Genomic DNA, 20,169 nt, shown 5'->3' with positions numbered 1-20,169 from the left:
CCACTCGGCTCAGTCGGCCTGCGAGGCCAACTCGTTGATCTCGGCGATGACCTTGTCGCCACCGCTCGAACGCCAGCGGTCGATCGCGGCGGTGAGGCCGGCGCGGTCGATCTGTCCGGCGATGTACTGGATGCGGGCATCCGACACGATCGTGTCGAGCTGGGCGCCCTGGGCCACGTAGGTCTCGGACACGTACGGTGCGGCCGGGTCGTACTCGGCGGCCGCGAGGTCCGCCTCCTCGATGGCCTTGCGCTTGTCGTACATCTCCTGCTCGTAGTCGGATGCCTGCTTGGGCAGGTAGCCCTGGAAGCCGGCCACGTTCGTGCCGAGCTGCGAGTAGCTGAGGACGGCGTCCTTCAGTTCCTGCGGGGCGTCGTCGACGGGGACGGCGAGCTCGCCGTCGAGGGTGTACGTCTCGCCTTCGATGCCGTTGTTCAGCACAGGGCCGGCCTCGGACGAGTTGAGCTTGTCGAGGACGCCCAGCACCGTCTTCAGCTGCTCCTCGGTGCGGACCTTCGCCTTCGGGATCGCGAGGAAGCCGCTGTACCCGGTCGTCGGGTGGGCGTGCAGTTCACCGTCGGGACCGATGAGGTTGCCGGTGACGTCGACGTACTTCTCGAAGTTCTCGGGGTCGGATTCCTTGAACAGGCTCATCAGCACACCCGCGCGCGAGTGGACGTCGATGATGATGCCGCCCTTGCCGTTGAGGAACGGCTCGTTCCAGTTGGCGGAGTCGAACGTCGCGTAGTCGCCGTTGACGAGCCCCTCGTCGACGAGGCGCTTCTCGTAGTCGACGGCGTCCAGCCATTCGTCGGTCGTGAAGCTCGGCACGAGCTCGCCGTCCCGCTCGGTCCAGCGGTTGCCGGCGCCGAACCAGGTCTCCATGACGTCGTAGGGGCTGCTGCTGCCGATCGGGCCGGGCCACTTCGGGATGACGATGCCGTACGTGTCCTTCTGTCCGTTGCCGTCGGGGTCGTTCTCGGTGAAGGCCTTCGCGACCTCGTACAGGTCGTCGGTCGTCTTCGGCAGATCGAGCCCCAGCTTCTCGAGCCAGTCCTTGCGCACGATGACGGCCGCGCGCATGACGTCGCGGGCTCGGAAGATGCCGTAGACCTTGCCGTTGATGCTCGAGGCCTCCTGCACCTCGGGGAAGGTCGTCTTCAGGTTCGGGTAGTCGTCGAGGTGGTCGGTCAGGTCCCAGAAGGCGCCGGCCTGTGCGTTCTTCACGAAGCCCGGATCCTTGCCCTGGATGACCATCACGTGCGGGATGTCGTCGCCGGCGAGGGTGATGTTCGTCTTGTCGCCGTACGACGAGTTCGGCACCCACGTGATGTCGAGGTCGACGCCCGCGATGTCCTCGAGTTCGTCGAGGATCGGGTTGTCGTCGCTCGGGGCGTTGGTGACGAGGTACGGGGCCATGATCGAGAGGGAGTCGAGCGACTCGGACTCGCCTCCGCCTCCTCCGGAACAGCCGGCGAGGGCGACGGCGCCGGCGGTCACGAGCGCGGCCGCCGCGAGGCGCGTGCGGTTGTGCATGGGAACTCCTTCGTTCGGTGTGGGGTCGATCGGTCGTGAAGAGGGAAAGTGGGATGCCGCGTCAGGCGGCCGTTCCCGCGGCGACGGGGGCGCGCTCGCCCTGCTCAGCGAGCGCCTCGTCGTTCGCTGCGAAGAAGGCCAGGCACAAAGCGGTGCTCGCCGACAGCCAGGCGCCGACGGAGACGAACGGGAGGAGGCCGGGGAGGGCGGCGCTGACAGCCCAGATGAGGACGGCCACTGCCAGCAGGATGAGACCGTGGGCGAGGTTGCGCAGCAGCCAGCGCGATGCCGTCAGCAGGTAGCGGAGCGGGGCCAGGTCGTAGTGCACGTAGAGCGGGACGAGGACCGCGGTGAGGGTGACAGCGAAGCAGCCCGCCGCGATGACGACGAACGACGCGAGGTCGCTCGCTCCGCTGACGACGAGCGAGGTCGCGCGGATCGCGAGGAGCGTCGAGACCACCAGTGCCGGGCCGACGACGAGATTGGCGGGGACGAACTCCTGCCGCCAGGTGCGGGCGAACTCCCCCCAGACGGGGAAGAGCTCGCCGCGCAGGCGACGACGGGTGACATGAGCGGAGGCGACCGCCGCCGGGGCGGCCCCGAGGAGGACACCGCCGGCGAGCGTGAAGACGATCCAGAGCAGGTTCAGTCGGAGCGCCCAGAGCACCCAATCGCAGGCGGCGTGAATGCGCAGGGCCCACCCCATACCGCCCGACTGCGCGCTCATCGTTCATCGACCTCCTCGTCCGTCGCGCACACCACTCGCGAGTGGAAGGCGCTTTCCGGGGAGCGTAGCTGCGGCGATGAAACGTGTCAATAGTGCTCGCTGCGGCCCGCAAGGTACACTGGGACCGGTCACAGACATCCCTTGAAAAACGTTTCAATTCCCGCTAAGGTGCAAGGCAAGCGCTTTCCCGCGGACCCGGTCCGATGCACCAGGAGCGCGCGATCACGGACCATGACGTCCACCAGCACTCGCAACACGGACGTTCGAGAGAGGACAAAGATGTTCATCAGCAAACGCGCGCTCGCCGCCGTCGCCCTCGCGACGGGCTCGGCCATCGCCCTCGCCGGATGCGCCGGTTCCCCGGAGCCGGCCGGCACCTACGACCCCGACGAGAAGGTCACGATCGACCTCGCCTTCTGGGGTAACGACGTCCGCGCCGACCTCTACAACAAGGCGATCGACGCGTTCAACGAGAAGTACCCGAACATCACCGTCAACTCGAGCTTCCTCGCCTTCCCCGAGTTCTGGGAGAAGCGCCAGACCGAGGCTGCGGGTAAGAACCTGCCCGACGTCATGCAGTTCGACTACTCGTACCTGCGTCAGTACTCCGAGAACGGGCTCCTGCTCGACCTCGACCCGTACCTCGGCGGCATCATCGAGACCGACCCGCTGCCGCAGAACATCCTCGACATCGGCGTTGTGAACGACACCACCTACGGCATCGCGACCTCCACGAATGCGTGGGGCCTGTTCACGAACCCCGTCCTGCTCGAGAAGGCCGGGGTCGACGAGTTCGCCGGCGGGTCCTGGGAGGACTACACGGCGTGGATGAAGGACATCACGGACGCGGGCGGCGGCGAGTACTGGGGAGGCGGCGACTACACCGGCCGCATCCAAAACTTCGAGCTCCAGCTGCGCGCCGAAGGCGGCAACCTCTTCACGGAGGACGGCGAGCCCGGCTTCGACGAGGCGCGTCTGAAGGCATTCTGGGAAGAGGGCCAGTCCATCCGTGACGGCATCGGCATCCCGCAGCAGACCGTCGAAGAGGCGGCGCCGCTCGGTGGCTTCGACACCGCGCAGACCGCCAGCGAGCTCACGTGGGACAACTTCGGCGCCGGATACCTCGGCAACCTGGGCGAGGGGTACACCGAGCTCGGGCTCGTCGCCCCGCCCGTGACGGAGGAAGGGGCGAAGGACCTGTACCTCAAGCCCTCGATGCTGCACTCCATCGCCGCCAACACCGACGAGCCGGAGGCCGCCGCCACTCTCGTGAACTTCCTCGTCAACTCCCCGGAGTCCGGCGAGATCTTCGGGACGAATCGCGGCCTGCCCGCCTCCGAGACGGCCCTGGCCGCCGCGGAGCTCGACCCGCTGAGCCAGCAGGTCAAGGACTACGAGGCATCCATCGCCGACCGCCTCGGCGACGCTCCTCCCGTCCCGATCGTCGGCTATGGCACCCTCGAGGAGAAGTTCCGCCAGCTCGGAGTGGAGCTGAACTTCGGCACCATGACCGTCGACGAGGCCGTCTCCCAGTTCTTCACCGAGATGGACGTCGTCCTCAACCAGTGACCGACGGTGGGTCCGGGTGCTGCCGCACCCGGACCCACGCCGTCCGACCGTCCCGACACCTGGAGCAGCCCGTGAGCACCACCGCGACGAGGGTCATCGTCACCGGAGACAAGCGACGTCGCGCCCTCGCGAACAGCCGCCGCCCCGAGAACCTCAGCCGTCCCACCCAGCGTGCCCGCGCCCGGCGTGAGACCCTCGCCGGCTACGGGTTCCTCGTCCCGTGGCTCATCGGCTTCTTCGGGCTGACGATCCTCCCGATGGCGTACTCGCTCTACCTGTCGTTCACGCGGTACAACATCTTCCAGCCGCCGCGCTGGATCGGCATCGACAACTACGTCCGACTCTTCACGAACGACCCGCAGTTCATCCAGTCGGCGCAGATCACCCTGATCTACGTCCTCGTGGGCACCCCGATCACCCTCATCGCCGCGCTCCTCGTGGCGATGCTGCTGAACTTCCGCGACAAGGGTTCCGGCTTCTTCCGCTCCGCTTTCTACGCCCCGTCCCTCATCGGCGGATCCGTGTCGGTCGCCATCGTCTGGCGTGCGATGTTCGGGTCCGACGGTCCGGTCGACTCGTCGCTGTCGTTCCTCGGCATCGACCTCGGCGGCTGGATCGGCAACCCCGGCCTCGTCCTGCCCGCGATGATCATCCTCTCCATCTGGCAGTTCGGCGCGACGATGGTCATCTTCCTCGCCGGCCTCAAGCAGGTGCCCAAGGAGCTCTACGAGGCCGCCGAGATGGACGGCGCCGGGCCTTGGCACCGGTTCCGCGCGGTCACGCTGCCGATGCTGTCGCCGGTCATCTTCTTCAACCTGCTGCTCGGGCTCATCGGCGCGTTCCAGGTGTTCGCGTCGGCGTACATCATCTCCAACGGCTCGGGTGGCCCCGCGGGCATGACGAACTTCATCACGCTGTACCTCTACAAGCGCGGCTTCGCCGACGGCCAGATGGGGTACGCCGCCGCGATCGCCTGGGTCCTCCTGGTCGTCGTCGCGATCATCGCCTTCATCCTCTTCCGCACCCAGCGCTCCTGGGTGCACTACGCCGGAGACAACCGATGAGCACCTCCAACGTCACCACGACCTCGGGCGCGGCATCCACCCCGGTCTTCGCCGCGCAGCAGGTCATCGCGAACCCGCCGCGACGCCGCGTGAAGCGCAAGACCTGGCAGACCGTCATCTGGCTGGTCGTCCTCATCGCGCTGACCGCCCTCGTGCTCTACCCGCTCGTCTGGCTCGCGGTCTCGACGCTCAAGCCGAACTCCGAGTTCGGGCAGAACTCCGGACTGATCCCGAACTCACCGTCGCTCGACAACTACGCGAAGGTCTTCGAGGGGATCGCCGGGGTGCCGTTGAGTCAGTTCTTCTGGAACTCGCTCGTCCTCGCCGTCTCGGCAGTCGTCGGCACCGTGCTTTCGAGCGCCCTGGCCGCCTACGCGTTCGCCCGCATCCAGTTCAAGGGACTCGGCATCCTGTTCGCGGCGATGATCGGCACGCTGCTGCTGCCGTTCCACGTCGTGATCATCCCGCAGTACATCCTGTTCAACAACCTGGGCCTCGTCGACACGTTCTGGCCGCTGATCCTGCCGAAGTTCCTCGCCACCGAGGCGTTCTTCGTGTTCCTGCTCGTCCAGTTCATGCGGCAGATGCCGCGCGACATGGACGAGGCGGCGCGTATCGACGGCGCCGGCCACGTCCGCATCTTCTGGGCGATCATCCTGCCGCTCGTGAAGCCGGCGCTGATCACGTGCGCGATCTTCGCGTTCATCTGGTCGTGGAACGACTTCCTGGGTCCGCTCCTGTACCTCACGAGCCCCGAGAACTACCCGCTCCCGATCGCGCTGCGCCTCTACAACGACCAGTCCTCGACGAGCGATTTCGGCGCGACGGTCACGGCTTCGTTCCTCGCGCTCGTCCCGGTGCTGCTCTTCTTCCTGGTGTTCCAGCGGTTCCTCGTCGACGGCGTCGCGACCCAGGGCCTCAAGGGCTGATCGTGTCCGGGACCCGTGCCGACCGACGCGCCGAGCGCGCCGCCGTGCGCGCCGATCGGTCGGGAAGCGGTCCCGTGCTCGAGGAGCGTCCGCCGGCGAGGTTCCCGGGCGCCGCAGCGAAGTTCGCGCTGTTCGGCGAGGTCCTGCTCATCGGGCTCCTCGTCCTGGTCGTCGGCGCGCTGGTCGTGACACTGCCGGTGGCGCTGGCCGCCGGCATCCGTCATCTCGGACGGTACGTCGCCGCCGAGGACTCGCGGCTCGGACTGTTCTGGCGCGACGTCCGCGCGGGGCTGGTAGGCGGCGCCGTCGTCGGGCTCGTCGCGCTCGTCATCGCGGCGGTGCTGGGCGTAGACATCCTGCTCGCCCGCACCGGGATGCTGCCGGGCGGCGTCGTGATCGAGGCGGTCGGGTGGACGGGTCTCGCCGCGCTCGCCGTCGCGCTGCTCGTCGCGGCGGGCGCATGGGAGCCATCGACGGGATGGCGTCAGGCGGTGCGTGACGTTCCGGCGATCACCCGCGGCGACGTCCACGCGCTGGCCTTCTACGTCGCGGCCGTCGCGCTCGTCGTGATCCTGACGTGGATGCTGCCGCCGCTGCTCCCCGCCGCGCTCGGCTGCGCCGTGCTCGCCGTCGTCGCGGTCCCGCACCGCCGCCGCTGAGTCAGCGCACGCGGCGGAGGGTGACCGTCGCGCGGCCGGGCGTCGTGCCCGTCACGTAGAGGCGCGGACCGCCGAGCGCATCGGTGCCGCCCAGGTAGTCGTAGTCCTCCCCGGGCAGGTACCCGGCCGCGGCGGTTGAACCGGTGCCCGGTCCGACCGCGATCGCATCGGCGCCCACGCGGTAGCGGGCCGACCCCGACGTGAGGACGGCGGTGCCGTCGGCGGCGGCCGTGACGCCCTCGAACGCGCCGCCCGCGCGGAAGGCGAACTCGAGGTTCCAGGCGCAGATCGGCCCGTCCGTCTCGAGCGTCAGTTCGACACCGTCCTCGGTCGGCACGAGCTCGATCCGGGTGCGCAGCGGCACCTCGTGGCGCGGCCGCTCGTCGAACGACATCGCCGCCGAGAATCGTCCCTCGTCGACGACGCGGTAGTCGCCGCCCGGGCGGCGGTGCGCGGCATCCATCGGTCCGAAGTAGGCGGGGGAGAGGTGCTCCTCGAGCACGATCCGGTTCTCGTCCACCGTCATGCGGTCGGCGCGGAACGGCCCGAGCCCGAAGAAGTGCCGCGACAGGCGCACCGACTCGAGCACGGCATCGCCCGCGAACATCCGGAGGAACGTCGGGTTGCTCGCGAGCCCCGAGCGGATGCGTCGCGCGACCGCGTAGTCCGACCCGCCGAAGACGGTCAATTCGCGATCGGGGGTGCGGTCGATGACGAGTCCTGAGACCGGCCAGACGTTCCGGGCCCGGTCGGCCGGCGGTGTCGCCGCCGGCAGCGGCTCGCGCAGCGCCGGGTGCAGCAGCATGTCGGCGAGCGCCGTCTGCGGGTCGATGACGGCAGCGGATGCCGCGACCCGCGCCGCCCAGGCGAGGTCGCCGCGCCCCGTCTCGAGGGCGAGCTGCCGGTAGTGCAAGGCGTACGGCGCCAGCGGGAACCGGGGCTCGCGCTGATCCTGCCGGCGCGAGTGGACCGTCTCGACGGAGCCGTCCGGATGGATGAGGCCGAGCGTCGACTCGAGGTTGCGCGCGACGACGTCGCGGAGCTCGGGCAGGTCGAGGACGTCCGAGATCACGAGCAGCGACGGGTTCGACACGTACACCGCGTAGTTCGCGCTGCGCTCGGAGTACAGGCCGTCGGCGTCGATGTCGACGCCCTCCGCGAGCCACTCGCGCGCCCGCGCCTCGAGGCGCGCGTCGGGGCGGTGCCGGTGCAGGCGCACGAGCGCCGCGCTGAGCTCCCACCGGTGGTTGGGCGTGTGCACGCCACCCGCCAGCAGCGCCGGCGCCGCACGGTCGGCGATGCCGCCGAGCACCTCGGCGACGCGGTCGAGGCGCGTGTCGCCCGACCGCCGGGCCAGCTCGAGGATGTCGCCCAGGTCGTTGATCGTGAAGCCCGTGTCGGGCGGGGACTCCAGGTTGTCGCCGCCGAGGAACAGGCCCGTGGGGGACTGCAGGTCGTGCAGGATCCGCGCGTACGTCTCGGCCAGCTCGACGACGGCGGGCGAACCGGCGAACGCCGAACCCTCTTCGAGGAAGACCGCCGTCAGCAGCTTCGCCCGGCGCATCGACTCGCGGTGCGGGCCGAGCGGCGCCGTCGACACGTCGGCCGGCGACTGCAGGAGCCGTGCGGCCTCGGCATCCGCCGCGGCGATCACGTCCGCGATGAAGGTGTCGGTCTGGTCGGTGTCGATGCGGTCGGGGGTCATGACGGCTCCGGTCGGTGCAGGCGGGCGCGCAGGGTGACGACCTCGAAGGCGCGCAGATCGAGGCGGACGGTGGTGTCGCCGTCCAGGTGCGCGGCCTCGGTGCGGCCGCGCCCGACGGTCTCGACGAGGTCGCACACCTCGAGCGCCGCGACGGGGACGTCGAACCGCAGGATGCCGCCGGTGCGGGCACCGCGCTGCTCGAAGACGCGCACGACGAGGTCGCCGCTGCCGTCGGCGGCGAGCTTGACAGCCGACACGACGATGCCGGGCACGGTGCTCGTCACGAGTGGGGCGACGGGCGCGGCGCCGGTGACCTCGCGCAGCGGCGAACCGACGAGCGAGCCCCAGCGGGCGGCATCCGTCGTGGTCTCGGCGGGGGCGAAGACGGACGTGAACTCGTGCACGCCCTGGTCGGCGTCGGGGTCGGGGAACCTCGGCGCGCGCAGCAGCGACTGGCGCACCGTCGTGACGGTGCCGTCCGCGTCGGTGGTGCGCGTCGCGTCGTGCCCGTACATGCCGTCGTTCACGATCGCGGCGCCGGTGCCCGGCTCGCCCACGTGCACCCACCGGTGCGCGCAGACCTCGTAGCGCGCCTCGTCCCACGACGTGTTGGTGTGCAGGGGCCGGCGCACGTGGCCGAACTGCGTCTCGTAGGCGGCATCCTGCGCGTGCACCGAGACGGGGAACGCGAGCTTCAGCAGTCGATGCCGCTCGTGCCATTCGACGCGGGTCCGGATGCGGACGGCGCCGCCCTCGGGGTGGAGGTCGATCCACTGCTCGGCGGTGCCGTTCGGCAGAGGGTGCACGACGTGGACGACACCGTCGACCAACTCGGCGGTGCCGCCGTCGACGTCGGTGGTCGACAGGCGGTACGAGGCGTCGAGTTCCCACGCGTCCCACTTCGACGGGGCGTCGACGTGGAGCTGCAGCAGGCCGCCGCGGTGGCCGGCCGGGATGAGGTCGCGCCCGGTGGCGAGCTCGACGACGCTCCGCAGGGTGCCGTCGGGGCCGATCAGGACGTCGATCAGGTCCGAGCGCAGCCGGAAGCCGCCCTCGACGGGCTCAGCCGTCGCCGTCGTCGGCTGCGGTGCGGGGCCCGCGCCGCCCGCGGCGATCCCGCGGAAGGCGGCCGCGGCGGGGTTGAGCGCCAGGCGTTCCGAACCGTCGCCCACGAGGGCGGCGACGGCATCCGCGATGATCCGCTCGAGCCGGTCGGTCGTCTCGGCATGCGAGCGCTCCGCCTCGCGGTGCACCCAGGCGATCGCGCTGCCGGGCAGGATGTCGTGGAACTGCAGCAGCAGCACCTCCCGCCAGAGCTCGTCGAGCTCGGCCGCCGGATAGGGGATGCCGCGCCGCACCGCGGCCGCCGCGCTCCAGTGCTCCGCCTCGACGAGCAGGGCCTCATTGCGCCGGTTGCCGCGCTTGGTGCGCATCTGCGACGTGTAGATGCCGCGGTGGAACTGCAGGTACATCTCGCCCGACCACACCGGCGGGTCCGCCGGTTCGGCGGCGGCCTCGACGAAGAACTCGCGCGGCGTGCCGAAGGCGACCGTGGGGGAGCCCTCGAGGTCCGCCTGCAGCCGGGCGTCGGTCATCATCTCGCGAGTCGGGCCGCCGCCGCCGTCGCCGAAGCCGAACGGCATGAGCGAGCGGGAGCTGTCGGCGTGGTCGGCGAAGTTGCGGACGCTGCGCGCGAGTTCGGTGGGGCGCATGTCGCCGCTGTAGGTGTTGTTCGGCGGGAAGTGCGTGAAGATCCGCGAGCCGTCGAGGCCCTCCCACACGAAGGAGTGGTGCGGCATCGTGTCGACGTCGTTCCAGCACATCTTCTGCGTGAAGAACCACTCCAGGCCCGCGCCGCGCAGCAGCTGCGGGAGCCCGGCGGGGAACCCGAACGAGTCCGGTAGCCAGCCGACGTCGCTGCGCGCCCCGAAGTGCTCCTCGAAGAAGCGCGTACCGGTCAGCAGCTGGCGGGCGAGGGATTCGCCCGAGGGCATGTTCACGTCGGATTCGACCCACATGTTGCCGACCGGGATGAAACGGCCCTCGGCGACGCGCGCCCGCACCCGCTCGAACAGTTCGGGGTCGCTCCGGCGCACCCACTCGAAGTGCTGCGCCGCCGAGCTGACGAAGACGGCCTCGGGGTCGGCGTCCATGAGCTCGAGCACGTTGGCGAAGGTCCGCGTGACCTTGCGCACCGTCTCGCGGGTCGGCCACAGCCACGCCGAGTCGATGTGCGCGTGTCCCGTCGCGGTGATGCGGTGGGCGGATGCGGCCGCTGGCGCCGCGAGCAGGGGAGCGAGGATGCCCCGCGCGGACGCTGCCCCCGCGGCCGGCGCGTCGGGGTCGATCGTGTAGAGCGCGCGCTCGAGGCCGTCGAGGATGCGGGACCGGCGCGGGTCGGAGTCGACGAGTTCGCGGGCGAGGCCGACCAGCACGATGACCTCGCGGCGGAGGCGTTCGACCGTCTCGTCGACGAGGCGCAGCTCCATGCGGCCGAGCCGGTAGAGCGGATCGGCGCCCGCCGTGGCGGGGTCGCCGAGCGGCGTCGGCGCGAAGGCGAGGGGGCTCTTGAAGTCGTCGCCGCCCGAGAGGTCTGGGTTCCCGGCCGCCTCGATCGTGAACGCGACGTGCTCGCCGGGGGCGCTCGTCACGGGCACGTGGTGGTTGCGCGGCTCGAGCCCCTTCACCACGGTCCCGCCGGGCGTGCGGACGAGACCCTCGCACTGGAATCCGGGCTTGGCCTGCGAGAAGCCGAGGTCGAGCGACAGCTCGATGCGACCGTCCCGGTCGGCCCATGCGGACGGCACCTCGCCCTCGACGGTGAACCACGTCGTGCCCCAGGCGCGGCCCCAGCGGTGCCCGGGCTCGACGGGGGCGAAGGCGGCGTCCTGCCGCATCTGTTCCACCGACACCGGTTCGCCCGGCAGATCCCCGTGGTCGGGGACCTGCCAGGCCGACACCCGGAGGGGACGACGATCCGCGACGACCGCGTCATCGAGGTACTCCCCGATGAAGCGGTCGACGCGTTCCAGGACGAGGTGGTCCCGCGAGGGCATCAGTCCTTCAGTCCCGCGTTGATGTTCGACGAGGTGACGTACTTCTGGAACACCAGGTAGAGCGCCACGAGCGGGATCATCGACAGCACGGATGCCGACAGCAGGATCGTCCACTCGATGTTCTCGGCACCGACCAGCGCCCGCAGGGCGATCTGGAGCGTGAACTGCTCGGGGTCACCGAGGATGATGAGCGGGAAGATGTAGTCGTTCCAACGCCACTGGAAGGACATGATCGCCAGGGTCAACGCGATGGGGCGCGCCAGGGGCAGCATGATACGGAAGAAGATGCCGTACTCGCTCGCGCCGTCGATCCGCGCCGCCTGCATGAGCTCGTCGGGGATGGTGATGAAGAACTGACGGAACATGAACACGCCGGTCGGGGTGACGATCGAGGGGATGATCACACCGGCGAGCTGGTTGTAGAGACCGAGGTCGCGGATGACGATGAACATCGGGTTGAGGATGACCTCGCCCGGGAGCATCGTCATCGAGAGGATGAACAGGCCGAGGACGCTCAGCCAGGGGTTCTTGTACTTCGCCAGCGCGTAACCGGTCGTCGCGCACAGGAACACGGTCAGGACCGTCGTGATCGACGCGACGAGCGCCGTGTTGAAGAAGTAGCGCGCGAAGTCGATGCGCTCGAGCGCCGCGGAGTAGCCGTCGAGCGTCCACTCCTTGGGGAAGAACGACAGCGGGTAGCTGAAGAGCTCGCTGCCGGGCTTGAACGAGGACAGCAGGAACCACGCCAGCGGGAACAGCATGAGCAGTGCGAGCACCCACAGCATGGTGGTGGGGACCACTGCGCGGCGGCGGAGGTTCTTCGACCGGCGGCGACGCTCGAAGCGCTCGCGCGTCTTCTCGTCGGGGACGGTGATGGCGTACGTGGTCACCATGAGTTGTTGCTCCTCCGGCTGATGCGCAGCTGGACGATCGCGATGACCATCAGGATCACCAGGAGGATCATCGACGCCGCGCTGGCGTAGCCGATCTCGGACTGCTTGAAGCCGGTCTCGTAGATGTACTGGACGATCAGACGGTTCTGCGTCCCCGGTCCACCGCCGTTGAGCGACTGGATGAGGGCGAACTCCTTCATGTGCCCGAGTGTGGACAGCAGGATCACCAGGATCGAGGTCGGGGCGATCGAGGGCAGCGTGATGCTGCGGAAGCGCTGCCAGCCGTTGGCGCCGTCGAGCTCGGCCGCCTCGTAGTACGACTTCGGCACGTTGTTGAGCGCGGCGACGAACAGCAGCATGTTGAAGGCCGCGCCGCCCCACGAGGATGCCACGATGACGACCAGCAGGGAGAGGTCGGCGTTCGAGGACCAGGGCACCCGGTCTCCGCCGAACACGCTGATCATGAAGTTCACGAAGCCGAAGCTCTCGCCGAACATCCACCGCCAGATGACACCGGTGACGATGGGGGACACGAGCCAGGGCAGGAAGAAGATGATGCGCGCGGCCGTCTTGCCGCGGGCGTGCGTCGCGTTGATCGCGACGGCCATCCCGAGGGAGAGCGCGTAGCTGAGGGGCACCGAGAACAGTGCGAAGACGAAGGTGCGGCCGAGGGCCGCGTAGAAGCTCGGGTCGCTGAGCAGCTCGCGGTAGTTGTCGAGCCCGACGAAGTTGGCGTCGCCCCAGCCGCGGAAGTCGGTCAGCGAGTAGGACAATCCGAGGACGCCCGGCCAGAGGAAAAACAGGGCGAACAGGGCCGCCGTGATGACGGTGAACAGGAAGGGCGCCATCCGGTACCGGCCGAAGGTGCGCTTGCGGCGGCGGGAGGGCGCGCCGGGCGCCCCCGCCGTGGGGGCGGAGGCGTCCGGCGTGATGGTTGCAGTCATGCGAGGTTCCCTAGGGAGGTCACTTCATCTGGTCGGTCGAGACCGTGTTGATGTTCTCGACGGTCTGCTCGAGCGTCTGCTCGCCGTTGAGGTACTTGATGGTCTCGTCCTTGAGCGGCTCGCTGTCGATCGCGAGACCCGTGTAGCTGTTCTTCAGGCCGTCGACGGTCTGACGGGCAGCGATCTCGGGCGACGCGGCGATCTCACCGTTGTAGAGGTCGAACGCGTAGGCGTCGTCCTTGTACTCGATGTCGAGGCCCTCGAGGGCGGGCAGGCAGCCCGAGATCTCGCAGTACTCGGTGTAGTTCTCCGGCTGGTACATCCACTTCACGAAGTCGAGCGTCTCCTTCTCGACACCCGTGCCGTCGTAGGCGACGATCCAGGATGCGGCACCGTAGTTCGTCGAGCGGACCGGCTGCTGCGGCAGCGGCACGGAGATCCACTCGAAGTCCTTGATGTTGGCCTGGAAGTCGGCGATCTGCCAGACGCCCGACATGTAGCCGGCCACGCGGCCGCTCTTGAAGGTCGCGCTGGGGTCGTCACCGGCGGCCCAGACGGCCTTGGGCAGGAATCCGTCGTCGTTCAGCTTCTTGAAGTACTCGAGGGCCTTGGCGCCCTCCTCGTCGAGCGCCCACGTGCCGTCCGACTGCTCGGTGACGCCCTGGCTGCCGAACTCGAACAGGAACGCGCGCAGACGGTGCGCCGAGCTGTCGATGACGCCGCCGAACTCGGCATCCGTCTTGTCGACGACCTCGGTGGCCTTCTGGACGTACTCGTCCCACGTCCACTCCTGGTCGAGCGAGGTCGGGTACTCGACGCCGGCCTCGTCCCAGAGGGTCTTGTTGAGGAACATGCCGACACCGGTGAGGGTCGTCGGGAGCGCCTTGACCTTGCCGTCCTCGGGGTCCTCGACGCGCAGGGCGGGGATGACCTTGGCCTCTTCGGCGATGTCGGTGAGGTCGAGCATGCGGTCGGTCCACGCCGGGTCGGCGTCGGGGGCGGCCGCCAGGGCGGGAAGGTCGTTGGCCTGCGATGCGGTGCGGAGGCGGGTGCGGAGGTCGTCGCCGGGAACCTCGACGACCTTGACCTTGACGCCGGTCTCCTCCTCGTACTTCTTGGCGAGCATGGCGTAGCCGCCACCCTGCGCCGCGTCGCCCGACTGGACGAACTCGAGGGTGACGTCCTCACCTGCGGTGCCGCCGCCGTTGCCCGACGACGAGCAACCGGCGAGCACGAGAGCGCCCACCGCTGCGGCGATGACTGTGGCGGTACGGATGGTGCGGGAACTCTTCACTGCTTCTCCTTCGCATGCGCTCCTCGGTGAGCGCGGGGTGAGTCATGAGCGGGTCAACCGGGTATTTGTCGGCATGTCATGACAAGGGGTGCTCATACGGTAACCCCGCGGCGGTCCGGCGGCAAGCGCTTACCTGTGTCGGATATGTAACGTCTTTGCGACAACCGCTCTCCATCCTCCCCCGAGAGGGCCCGCAGCGCCGCATCCGATCGTCCTTGCGGAAACCCCCGCCCGATGACACACTGGGGGAAAGCGCTTACCCGCACGACGCGGGGACACCCGATGCGCGGATAACCAGACGAAGGACCGAACGTGTCAGAGACGACCATCACCGCCCCCGCACCGGCTGCCGCCGCCGCAGCAGCCCCCGCCGTCCGCGAGATCGGCATCATCATGAACGGCGTCTCGGGCCGCATGGGCTACCGCCAGCACCTGGTGCGCTCGATCCTCGCCATCCGCGAGCAGGGCGGCATCGAGCTGCCCGACGGGTCGAAGATCACCGTCAAGCCCCTCCTCGTCGGCCGCAGCGAGGCCAAGCTCGCCGAGCTCGCCGCGAAGCACGGCATCGAGGACTACACGACCGATCTGGATGCCGCACTCGCCGACCCGCGCTGGGAGATCTACGCCGACTTCCTCGTCACGAAGGCGCGCGCCACGGCGCTGCGCAAGGCCATCGCCGCCGGCAAGACGATCTACACCGAGAAGCCGACCGCCGAATCCCTCGAGGAGGCCCTCGAGCTCGCGAAGCTGGCGGCCGAGGCCGGCGTCAAGACCGGTGTCGTGCACGACAAGCTCTACCTGCCGGGCCTGCAGAAGCTCAAGCGCCTCATCGATTCGGGCTTCTTCGGCCGCATCCTCTCCGTCCGCGGCGAGTTCGGCTACTGGGTCTTCGAGGGCGACTGGCAGCCGGCGCAGCGCCCCTCGTGGAACTACCGTGCCGAGGACGGCGGCGGCATCATCGTCGACATGTTCCCGCACTGGAACTACGTGCTCGAGAACCTCTTCGGCAAGGTCGACTCGGTCTACGCGCAGGCCGCCGTGCACATCGCCGACCGCTGGGACGAGAAGGGCGAGCACTACACCGCGACCGCCGAGGACGCCGCCTACGGCGTGTTCGAGCTCGAGGGCGGCGTCGTCGCGCAGATCAACTCGTCGTGGACCGTGCGCGTCAACCGCGACGAGCTCGTCGAGTTCCACGTCGACGGCACGCATGGCTCGGCCGTCGTGGGCCTGTTCGGCGCGAAGATCCAGCCCCGCAACGCCACCCCCAAGCCGGTGTGGAACCCCGACCTCGAGGACAGCCACGACTACGACGCCGACTGGCAGCAGGTGCCGACGAACGACGTCTTCATCAACGGCTTCCGTCAGCAGTGGGAGGAGTTCCTCGTCTCGTATGTCGAGGACACCGACTACGAGTTCGACCTCCTCGCCGGCGCTCGCGGCGTGCAGCTGGCCGAGGCGGGCCTGCGCTCGAGCCGCGAGGGACGCAAGATCGAGCTCGACGCACTCTCGCTGGACTGATCGATGACCGACCTCACCCTGCTCTCGGGCGACGGCGCCCTCCGCCGCGTCCCGCTCGTCGACACGTCGGGCTACACCCGTCCCGAGGGGCCGCTGCGCAGCCGCGTCGCCTACGCGGCCGCGCACGTCGCGCCGAAGACCCACGCCGACAACACCCCGGGCCAGCCGGCCGAGATCGACTGGGACGCGACGCTCGACTTCCGTCGCAACGTCTACTCGTGGGGGCTCGGCGTCGCCGACGCCATGGACACCGCGCAGCGGAACATGGGATTGGATGCCGCGGCCACCCGCGAGCTGATCTCGCGCTCCGCCGAGGTCGCCCGTGAAGAGGGCGGCTCCGTCGTCGTCGGCGTGAACACCGACCACATCGACGAGGAGCGCATCTCGCTCGACGAGGTCGTCTCGGCCTACCTCGAGCAGCTCCACTTCACCGAGGAGCAGGGGGCGGGGCCCGTCCTCATGGCCTCCCGCCACCTCGCCCGCGTCGCCGAGAGCGCCGACGACTACCGTCGCGTCTACGACGCCGTGCTCTCGCGGGCCTCCGGACCCGTCGTGCTCCACTGGCTCGGCACCGCGTTCGACCCGCAGCTGGCGGGATACTTCGGGGCGGCCGACTGGCAGACGGCGTCGGCCGTGCTGCTGGAGGTCATCGAGGAAAACGTCGACAAGGTCGCCGGGGTCAAGATGAGCCTGCTCGACGCGGCCTCCGAGGTGTCGGTGCGCGAGCGCCTGCCCGAGTCCGTGCGCATGTTCACGGGTGACGACTTCAACTACGTCGGCCTGATCGGCGGCGCCGACGTGCCCGACGCACCGCAGCCGACGCGGGACCCGGCATCCGCTCGGCAGCACTCGGACGCGCTGCTGGGCGCGTTCGCCGCGCTGACCCCCGTCGCCTCGGCGGCGATCCAGGCGCTCGACGCGGGCGACCCGGCGCGCTACCTCGAGGTGCTCGCCCCGACCGAGGCGCTGTCGCGTCAGGTCTTCGCGGCGCCGACGTTCTACTACAAGACGGGTGTCGCCTTCCTGGCGTGGCTGAACGGGCACCAGCCCGCCTTCCAGATGGTGGGCGGACTGCACTCGGCGCGCAGCCTGCCGCACCTGTCCCGCATCGTCGAGCTCGCGAACGAGGCGAAGGCCTTCGAACGTCCCGAGCTCGCCGCACAGCGGTGGAACGGGATGCTGCGCCTGAACGGTCTCGACGCGTGAGCGCCGTCGACCCGCGCCTGTCGATCAACCAGGGCACGATCAAGCACGCCGACCTCGCCACCGCGCTCCGCGTGACCGCGGAGGCCGGGGTGCAGAGCATCGGGCTCTGGCGCGAGCCGGTGCAGGAGGTCGGGCTCGCGACGGCCGCGTCGATGCTGAGCGATTCCGGCCTGCGGTTCTCGACCCACTGCCGATCGGGCTTCTTCACGATGCCCGAGGGCCCGCCCCGCCGTGCGTCGATCGACGACAACCTCGTCGCCATCGACGAGGCCGCGACCCTCGCCGCCGCCGGTGCGCCCGGCTCGGAGGCCGTGCTCGTGCTCGTCGCCGGCGGACTGCCCGAGGGCTCCCGCGACCTCGTCGGAGCGCGCGAGCGCGTCCGCGACGCGCTCGGCGAACTCGCTCCTCACGCCGCCGAGGCCGGCGTGACGCTCGCGATCGAGCCGCTGCACCCGATGTACGCGACCGACCGGTGCGTCGTCTCGACCCTGGGGCAGGCGCTCGACCTCGCGGCGGACTTCGACCCGTCGGTCGTGGGTGTCGCCGTCGACACGTTCCACATCTTCTGGGACCCGGACGTGCTCGACTCGATCGCGCGCGCCGGCCGGGAGGGTCGGATCGCGACGTACCAGGTCTGCGACTGGAAGACGCCGCTCCCGGCGGACGTCCTGCTCGGCCGGCACTACCCCGGCGACGGCGTCATCGACCTCGCGGGCCTCACCCGCGCCGTCGTCGACACCGGCTACACGGGCGACGTCGAGGTCGAGATCTTCAACGCCGACGTGTGGGCCACCGAGCCGCTCGAGGCGGTGCGCCGGACCGCGGCGGGGTTCGCGGCATCCGTCTCACCGTTCCTCAGCGGTCGATGACGGGCCGCTCCGACCACGCCGACGGCCGCCCGTAGACTTCGCACCATGACCGACCGCACCCTGCGTCGACCCGGGCCCTCGGGCGCGGTGACCCTCGACGACGTCGCGCGCGAGGCGGGCGTCTCGCTCGCCACGGCGTCGCGCGCCCTCAACGGCTCGACGCGCAAGGTCGCGGACTCCTATCGCGAGCGCGTCGAGGCCGCCGCGGCGCGGCTGGGCTACACCGCGAACCTCTCCGCGCAGGCCACCGCGCGGGGGACGTCGGCGATCCTCGCCCTCCTCGTCGCCGACATCGCCGACCCCTACTTCGGGCTCATCGCCTCGGGCGTCGCGCGCGGAGCCGATGAGGCCGGGCTCGTGGTGACGGTCGCGATCACCGAGCGCGATCCCGAGCGCGAGGTGCGGCTCGTGCGGGCGCTCCGCGGGCAGCGGCCCCGCGGGCTCATCCTCGCCGCGTCCCGGACCTCGGCGGGCCCGGCGCCCGAACTCACCCGCGAACTGGACCTGCTCGGCGCGATGGGCGGCCAGGTCGTCGCCCTCGGTCCGGGGGCCGGCGGCGTGCGTTCGCTCATCCTCGACAACCGCGCGGGCGCCGAGGCCCTCGGGCGGGCGCTCGTCGACCGCGGCTACCGCCGGGCCGTCGTCCTGGCGGCCGAAGAGGGCACGGCCACGAGCGATTCGCGCCTCGACGGCTTCCGCGCCGGCTTCACGTCGGCCGGGGGCGAGGAACCCCGCGTCTACCGCGGCGGCTTCACGCGCGAAGCGGGTTACGAGGCGATGACCCGGGCGCTCGCGGACGGCGTCGAGACCGGCACGGTCGTGTTCGGCATCAGCGACGTCGTGGCGATCGGCGCCCTCACCGCGATCCGCGCGGCCGGACGCACGGCGGGCGCCGACATCGCCCTCGCAGGGTTCGACGACATCCCGACGGGACGCGACGTGACCCCCGCCCTCACCACGGTGCACGTGCCTCTCGAAGAGGTCGGCTACCAGGCGTTCCGCGCCGCGACCGACGCCGAGTGGGAGCCGCATCCCGACGACCTGCGACTCGACGTGCTGCTGCGCGAGAGCACCCCGCCGCGCGCATGAGCGTCGTCGTCGCCCTCGACAGTCTCAAGGGCTCGCTGCCCGCCGCCGCGGCATCCGCCGCCCTCGCGGACGGGTGGCGTGAGGTCGATCCCGCGGCCGAGATCGTGCTGCGCCCCATGGCCGACGGGGGCGAGGGCACCCTCGACGCCTTCGCCGCCGCCGTGCCGGGAGCGCAGCGCCGCCCGGTCCGCGTACGCGGCCCGCGCGGCACGCTCGTCGACGCGGCGTGGCTGCTGCTGCCGGACGGCACGGGGGTCGTCGAGCTCGCCTCGACGAGCGGCATCGAGCTCCTCGGCGAGGACCGCCTGCCGTGGGATGCGGACACGACCGGGTTCGGGCAGGCGATCGCCGCCGCACTCGACGCGGGGGTCGAGCGGCTCGTCCTCGGCATCGGCTCGTCCGCCTCGACCGACGGGGGGAGCGGGATGCTGCGCGCTCTCGGCGCGCGCATGGTCGACGCCGACGGGCGCGACGTCCCCGCCGGCGCGCGCGGGCTCGCTGCCGTGTCGGCGATCGACTTCTCGCACCTGCGGACCCCGCCGGCGGGAGGTGTGACCGTGCTCAGCGACGTGACGAACCCTCTGACCGGGCCCGCAGGCGCCGCGGCCGTGTTCGGACCGCAGAAGGGGCTGACCGCCGCCGACGTCGAGGTCGTCGACGGCGTGCTCGAGCGGTACGCAGCCTGCATCGCCCGGCGCGTGCCGGCCGCCGACCCGCTCCTGCCGGGAGCGGGGGCCGCGGGCGGCACCGGGTTCGCGCTCGCCGCGTGGGGTGCCGACCTCGTGCCCGGCGCGCAGCGCATCGCCGACCTCGTGGACCTGGCCGGCGCGGTGGCCGCGGCATCCCTCGTCGTCACGGGGGAGGGCGCGTTCGACGGGCAGTCCGCCGCCGGCAAGGTGCCCGCGTTCGTGCAGGGGCTCGCGGCGGCGCACGGGGTGCCCGTCGCGGTCGTCGCGGGACGGATCGCCGCCGACGCCGACACCGCCGGTTTCGCGCACACGATCTCGCTCACCGATCTCGCCGGAGGCGCCGCCGCGTCGATGGCCGATCCGGCTCGCTGGCTGGCCGAGGCCGGGCGCCGCCTCGCGACACGGAGCGCCTGAACGGG

The 20,169-nt window shown here is 70.4% G+C and carries 16 protein-coding genes; 9 read left to right on the top strand and 7 right to left on the bottom strand.

What is annotated here, in order from left to right:
- Positions 1–9: 9 nt before the first annotated feature.
- Positions 10–1,536 (bottom strand): extracellular solute-binding protein, encoded by a 1,527-nt coding sequence (locus AYL44_RS06900; RefSeq protein ID WP_064002556.1) that lies wholly within the window; start codon positions 1,534–1,536, stop codon positions 10–12.
- Positions 1,537–1,597: 61 nt separating this feature from the next.
- Positions 1,598–2,263 (bottom strand): YesL family protein, encoded by a 666-nt coding sequence (locus AYL44_RS06895; RefSeq protein WP_064002555.1) that lies wholly within the window; start codon positions 2,261–2,263, stop codon positions 1,598–1,600.
- Positions 2,264–2,542: 279 nt separating this feature from the next.
- Between AYL44_RS06895 and AYL44_RS06890 the strand changes: the two genes are divergently transcribed.
- From AYL44_RS06890 to AYL44_RS06875, 4 genes are all read left to right on the top strand, one after another.
- Positions 2,543–3,832, top strand: a complete 1,290-nt coding sequence (locus AYL44_RS06890) for an ABC transporter substrate-binding protein (RefSeq protein ID WP_064002554.1) — start codon at positions 2,543–2,545, stop codon at positions 3,830–3,832.
- A 71-nt stretch (positions 3,833–3,903) separates the two neighbouring features.
- Positions 3,904–4,896 (top strand): carbohydrate ABC transporter permease, encoded by a 993-nt coding sequence (locus tag AYL44_RS06885; RefSeq protein ID WP_064002553.1) that lies wholly within the window; start codon positions 3,904–3,906, stop codon positions 4,894–4,896.
- Positions 4,893–5,825 (top strand): carbohydrate ABC transporter permease, encoded by a 933-nt coding sequence (locus AYL44_RS06880; protein ID WP_064002552.1) that lies wholly within the window; start codon positions 4,893–4,895, stop codon positions 5,823–5,825. Before AYL44_RS06885 ends, AYL44_RS06880 begins: the two co-directional genes overlap by 4 nt.
- 2 nt (positions 5,826–5,827) lie before the next feature.
- Positions 5,828–6,484 carry a hypothetical protein gene (locus AYL44_RS06875; RefSeq protein ID WP_064002551.1) on the top strand — a complete coding sequence of 219 codons (657 nt, stop codon included), beginning with the start codon at positions 5,828–5,830 and terminating at the stop codon, positions 6,482–6,484.
- A 1-nt stretch (position 6,485) separates the two neighbouring features.
- Here the strand turns inward: AYL44_RS06875 and AYL44_RS06870 are convergent, their stop codons facing one another.
- From AYL44_RS06870 to AYL44_RS06850, 5 genes are read right to left on the bottom strand one after another with little or no spacing between them, the layout of a single operon-like run.
- Complete coding sequence (locus tag AYL44_RS06870) at positions 6,486–8,189, bottom strand: hypothetical protein (RefSeq protein ID WP_064002550.1); 1,704 nt, start codon at positions 8,187–8,189, stop codon at positions 6,486–6,488.
- Positions 8,186–11,245, bottom strand: coding sequence for an alpha-mannosidase (locus AYL44_RS06865; protein WP_064002549.1), 3,060 nt, complete (start codon positions 11,243–11,245; stop codon positions 8,186–8,188). Before AYL44_RS06865 ends, AYL44_RS06870 begins: the two co-directional genes overlap by 4 nt.
- Positions 11,245–12,138, bottom strand: a complete 894-nt coding sequence (locus AYL44_RS06860) for a carbohydrate ABC transporter permease (protein WP_064002548.1) — start codon at positions 12,136–12,138, stop codon at positions 11,245–11,247. Before AYL44_RS06860 ends, AYL44_RS06865 begins: the two co-directional genes overlap by 1 nt.
- Entirely contained in the window at positions 12,132–13,082 is a 951-nt protein-coding gene (locus AYL44_RS06855; protein ID WP_064002547.1) for a carbohydrate ABC transporter permease, read from the bottom strand. Before AYL44_RS06855 ends, AYL44_RS06860 begins: the two co-directional genes overlap by 7 nt.
- A 19-nt stretch (positions 13,083–13,101) precedes the next feature.
- Positions 13,102–14,376 carry an ABC transporter substrate-binding protein gene (locus AYL44_RS06850; protein ID WP_064002546.1) on the bottom strand — a complete coding sequence of 425 codons (1,275 nt, stop codon included), beginning with the start codon at positions 14,374–14,376 and terminating at the stop codon, positions 13,102–13,104.
- A 393-nt stretch (positions 14,377–14,769) separates the two neighbouring features.
- Between AYL44_RS06850 and AYL44_RS06845 the strand changes: the two genes are divergently transcribed.
- From AYL44_RS06845 to AYL44_RS06825, 5 genes are read left to right on the top strand one after another with little or no spacing between them, the layout of a single operon-like run.
- Complete coding sequence (locus AYL44_RS06845) at positions 14,770–15,897, top strand: Gfo/Idh/MocA family protein (RefSeq protein WP_064002890.1); 1,128 nt, start codon at positions 14,770–14,772, stop codon at positions 15,895–15,897.
- Positions 15,898–15,900: 3 nt separating this feature from the next.
- A complete protein-coding gene (locus tag AYL44_RS06840; protein WP_064002545.1) occupies positions 15,901–17,103 on the top strand; it encodes a dihydrodipicolinate synthase family protein in 1,203 nt (400 codons plus the stop codon).
- Positions 17,100–17,972 (top strand): sugar phosphate isomerase/epimerase family protein, encoded by an 873-nt coding sequence (locus AYL44_RS06835; protein ID WP_064002544.1) that lies wholly within the window; start codon positions 17,100–17,102, stop codon positions 17,970–17,972. The genes AYL44_RS06840 and AYL44_RS06835 overlap by 4 nt, the downstream gene beginning before the upstream one ends.
- A 45-nt stretch (positions 17,973–18,017) precedes the next feature.
- On the top strand, positions 18,018–19,061 hold the full coding sequence (locus tag AYL44_RS06830) for a LacI family DNA-binding transcriptional regulator (RefSeq protein WP_064002543.1): 1,044 nt from the start codon (positions 18,018–18,020) through the stop codon (positions 19,059–19,061).
- The gene (locus tag AYL44_RS06825; protein ID WP_064002542.1) at positions 19,058–20,164 is read left to right on the top strand and encodes a glycerate kinase; all 1,107 of its coding nucleotides are present in this window, start codon (positions 19,058–19,060) and stop codon (positions 20,162–20,164) included. Before AYL44_RS06830 ends, AYL44_RS06825 begins: the two co-directional genes overlap by 4 nt.
- The last annotated feature ends 5 nt before the right edge of the window (positions 20,165–20,169 follow it).

It is taken from the genome of Microbacterium oleivorans, from assembly GCF_001644225.1.
Classification (GTDB): Bacteria; Actinomycetota; Actinomycetes; order Actinomycetales; family Microbacteriaceae; genus Microbacterium; species Microbacterium gawkjiense.
This window is presented reverse-complemented; position numbering and strand designations above follow the sequence as displayed.

Excerpts from the sequence above, each read along its gene's own strand:
- AYL44_RS06825 (WP_064002542.1), top strand. The coding sequence starts at position 19,058 with ATGAGCGTCGTCGTCGCCCTCGACAGTCTCAAGGGCTCGCTGCCCGCC.
- AYL44_RS06880 (WP_064002552.1), top strand. The coding sequence starts at position 4,893 with ATGAGCACCTCCAACGTCACCACGACCTCGGGCGCGGCATCCACCCCG.
- AYL44_RS06865 (WP_064002549.1), bottom strand. The coding sequence starts at position 11,245 with ATGCCCTCGCGGGACCACCTCGTCCTGGAACGCGTCGACCGCTTCATC.
- AYL44_RS06890 (WP_064002554.1), top strand. The coding sequence starts at position 2,543 with ATGTTCATCAGCAAACGCGCGCTCGCCGCCGTCGCCCTCGCGACGGGC.
- AYL44_RS06895 (WP_064002555.1), bottom strand. The coding sequence starts at position 2,263 with ATGAGCGCGCAGTCGGGCGGTATGGGGTGGGCCCTGCGCATTCACGCC.
- AYL44_RS06840 (WP_064002545.1), top strand. The coding sequence starts at position 15,901 with ATGACCGACCTCACCCTGCTCTCGGGCGACGGCGCCCTCCGCCGCGTC.
- AYL44_RS06900 (WP_064002556.1), bottom strand. The coding sequence starts at position 1,536 with ATGCACAACCGCACGCGCCTCGCGGCGGCCGCGCTCGTGACCGCCGGC.
- AYL44_RS06870 (WP_064002550.1), bottom strand. The coding sequence starts at position 8,189 with ATGACCCCCGACCGCATCGACACCGACCAGACCGACACCTTCATCGCG.
- AYL44_RS06855 (WP_064002547.1), bottom strand. The coding sequence starts at position 13,082 with ATGACTGCAACCATCACGCCGGACGCCTCCGCCCCCACGGCGGGGGCG.
- AYL44_RS06860 (WP_064002548.1), bottom strand. The coding sequence starts at position 12,138 with ATGGTGACCACGTACGCCATCACCGTCCCCGACGAGAAGACGCGCGAG.
- AYL44_RS06830 (WP_064002543.1), top strand. The coding sequence starts at position 18,018 with ATGACCGACCGCACCCTGCGTCGACCCGGGCCCTCGGGCGCGGTGACC.
- AYL44_RS06845 (WP_064002890.1), top strand. The coding sequence starts at position 14,770 with ATGAACGGCGTCTCGGGCCGCATGGGCTACCGCCAGCACCTGGTGCGC.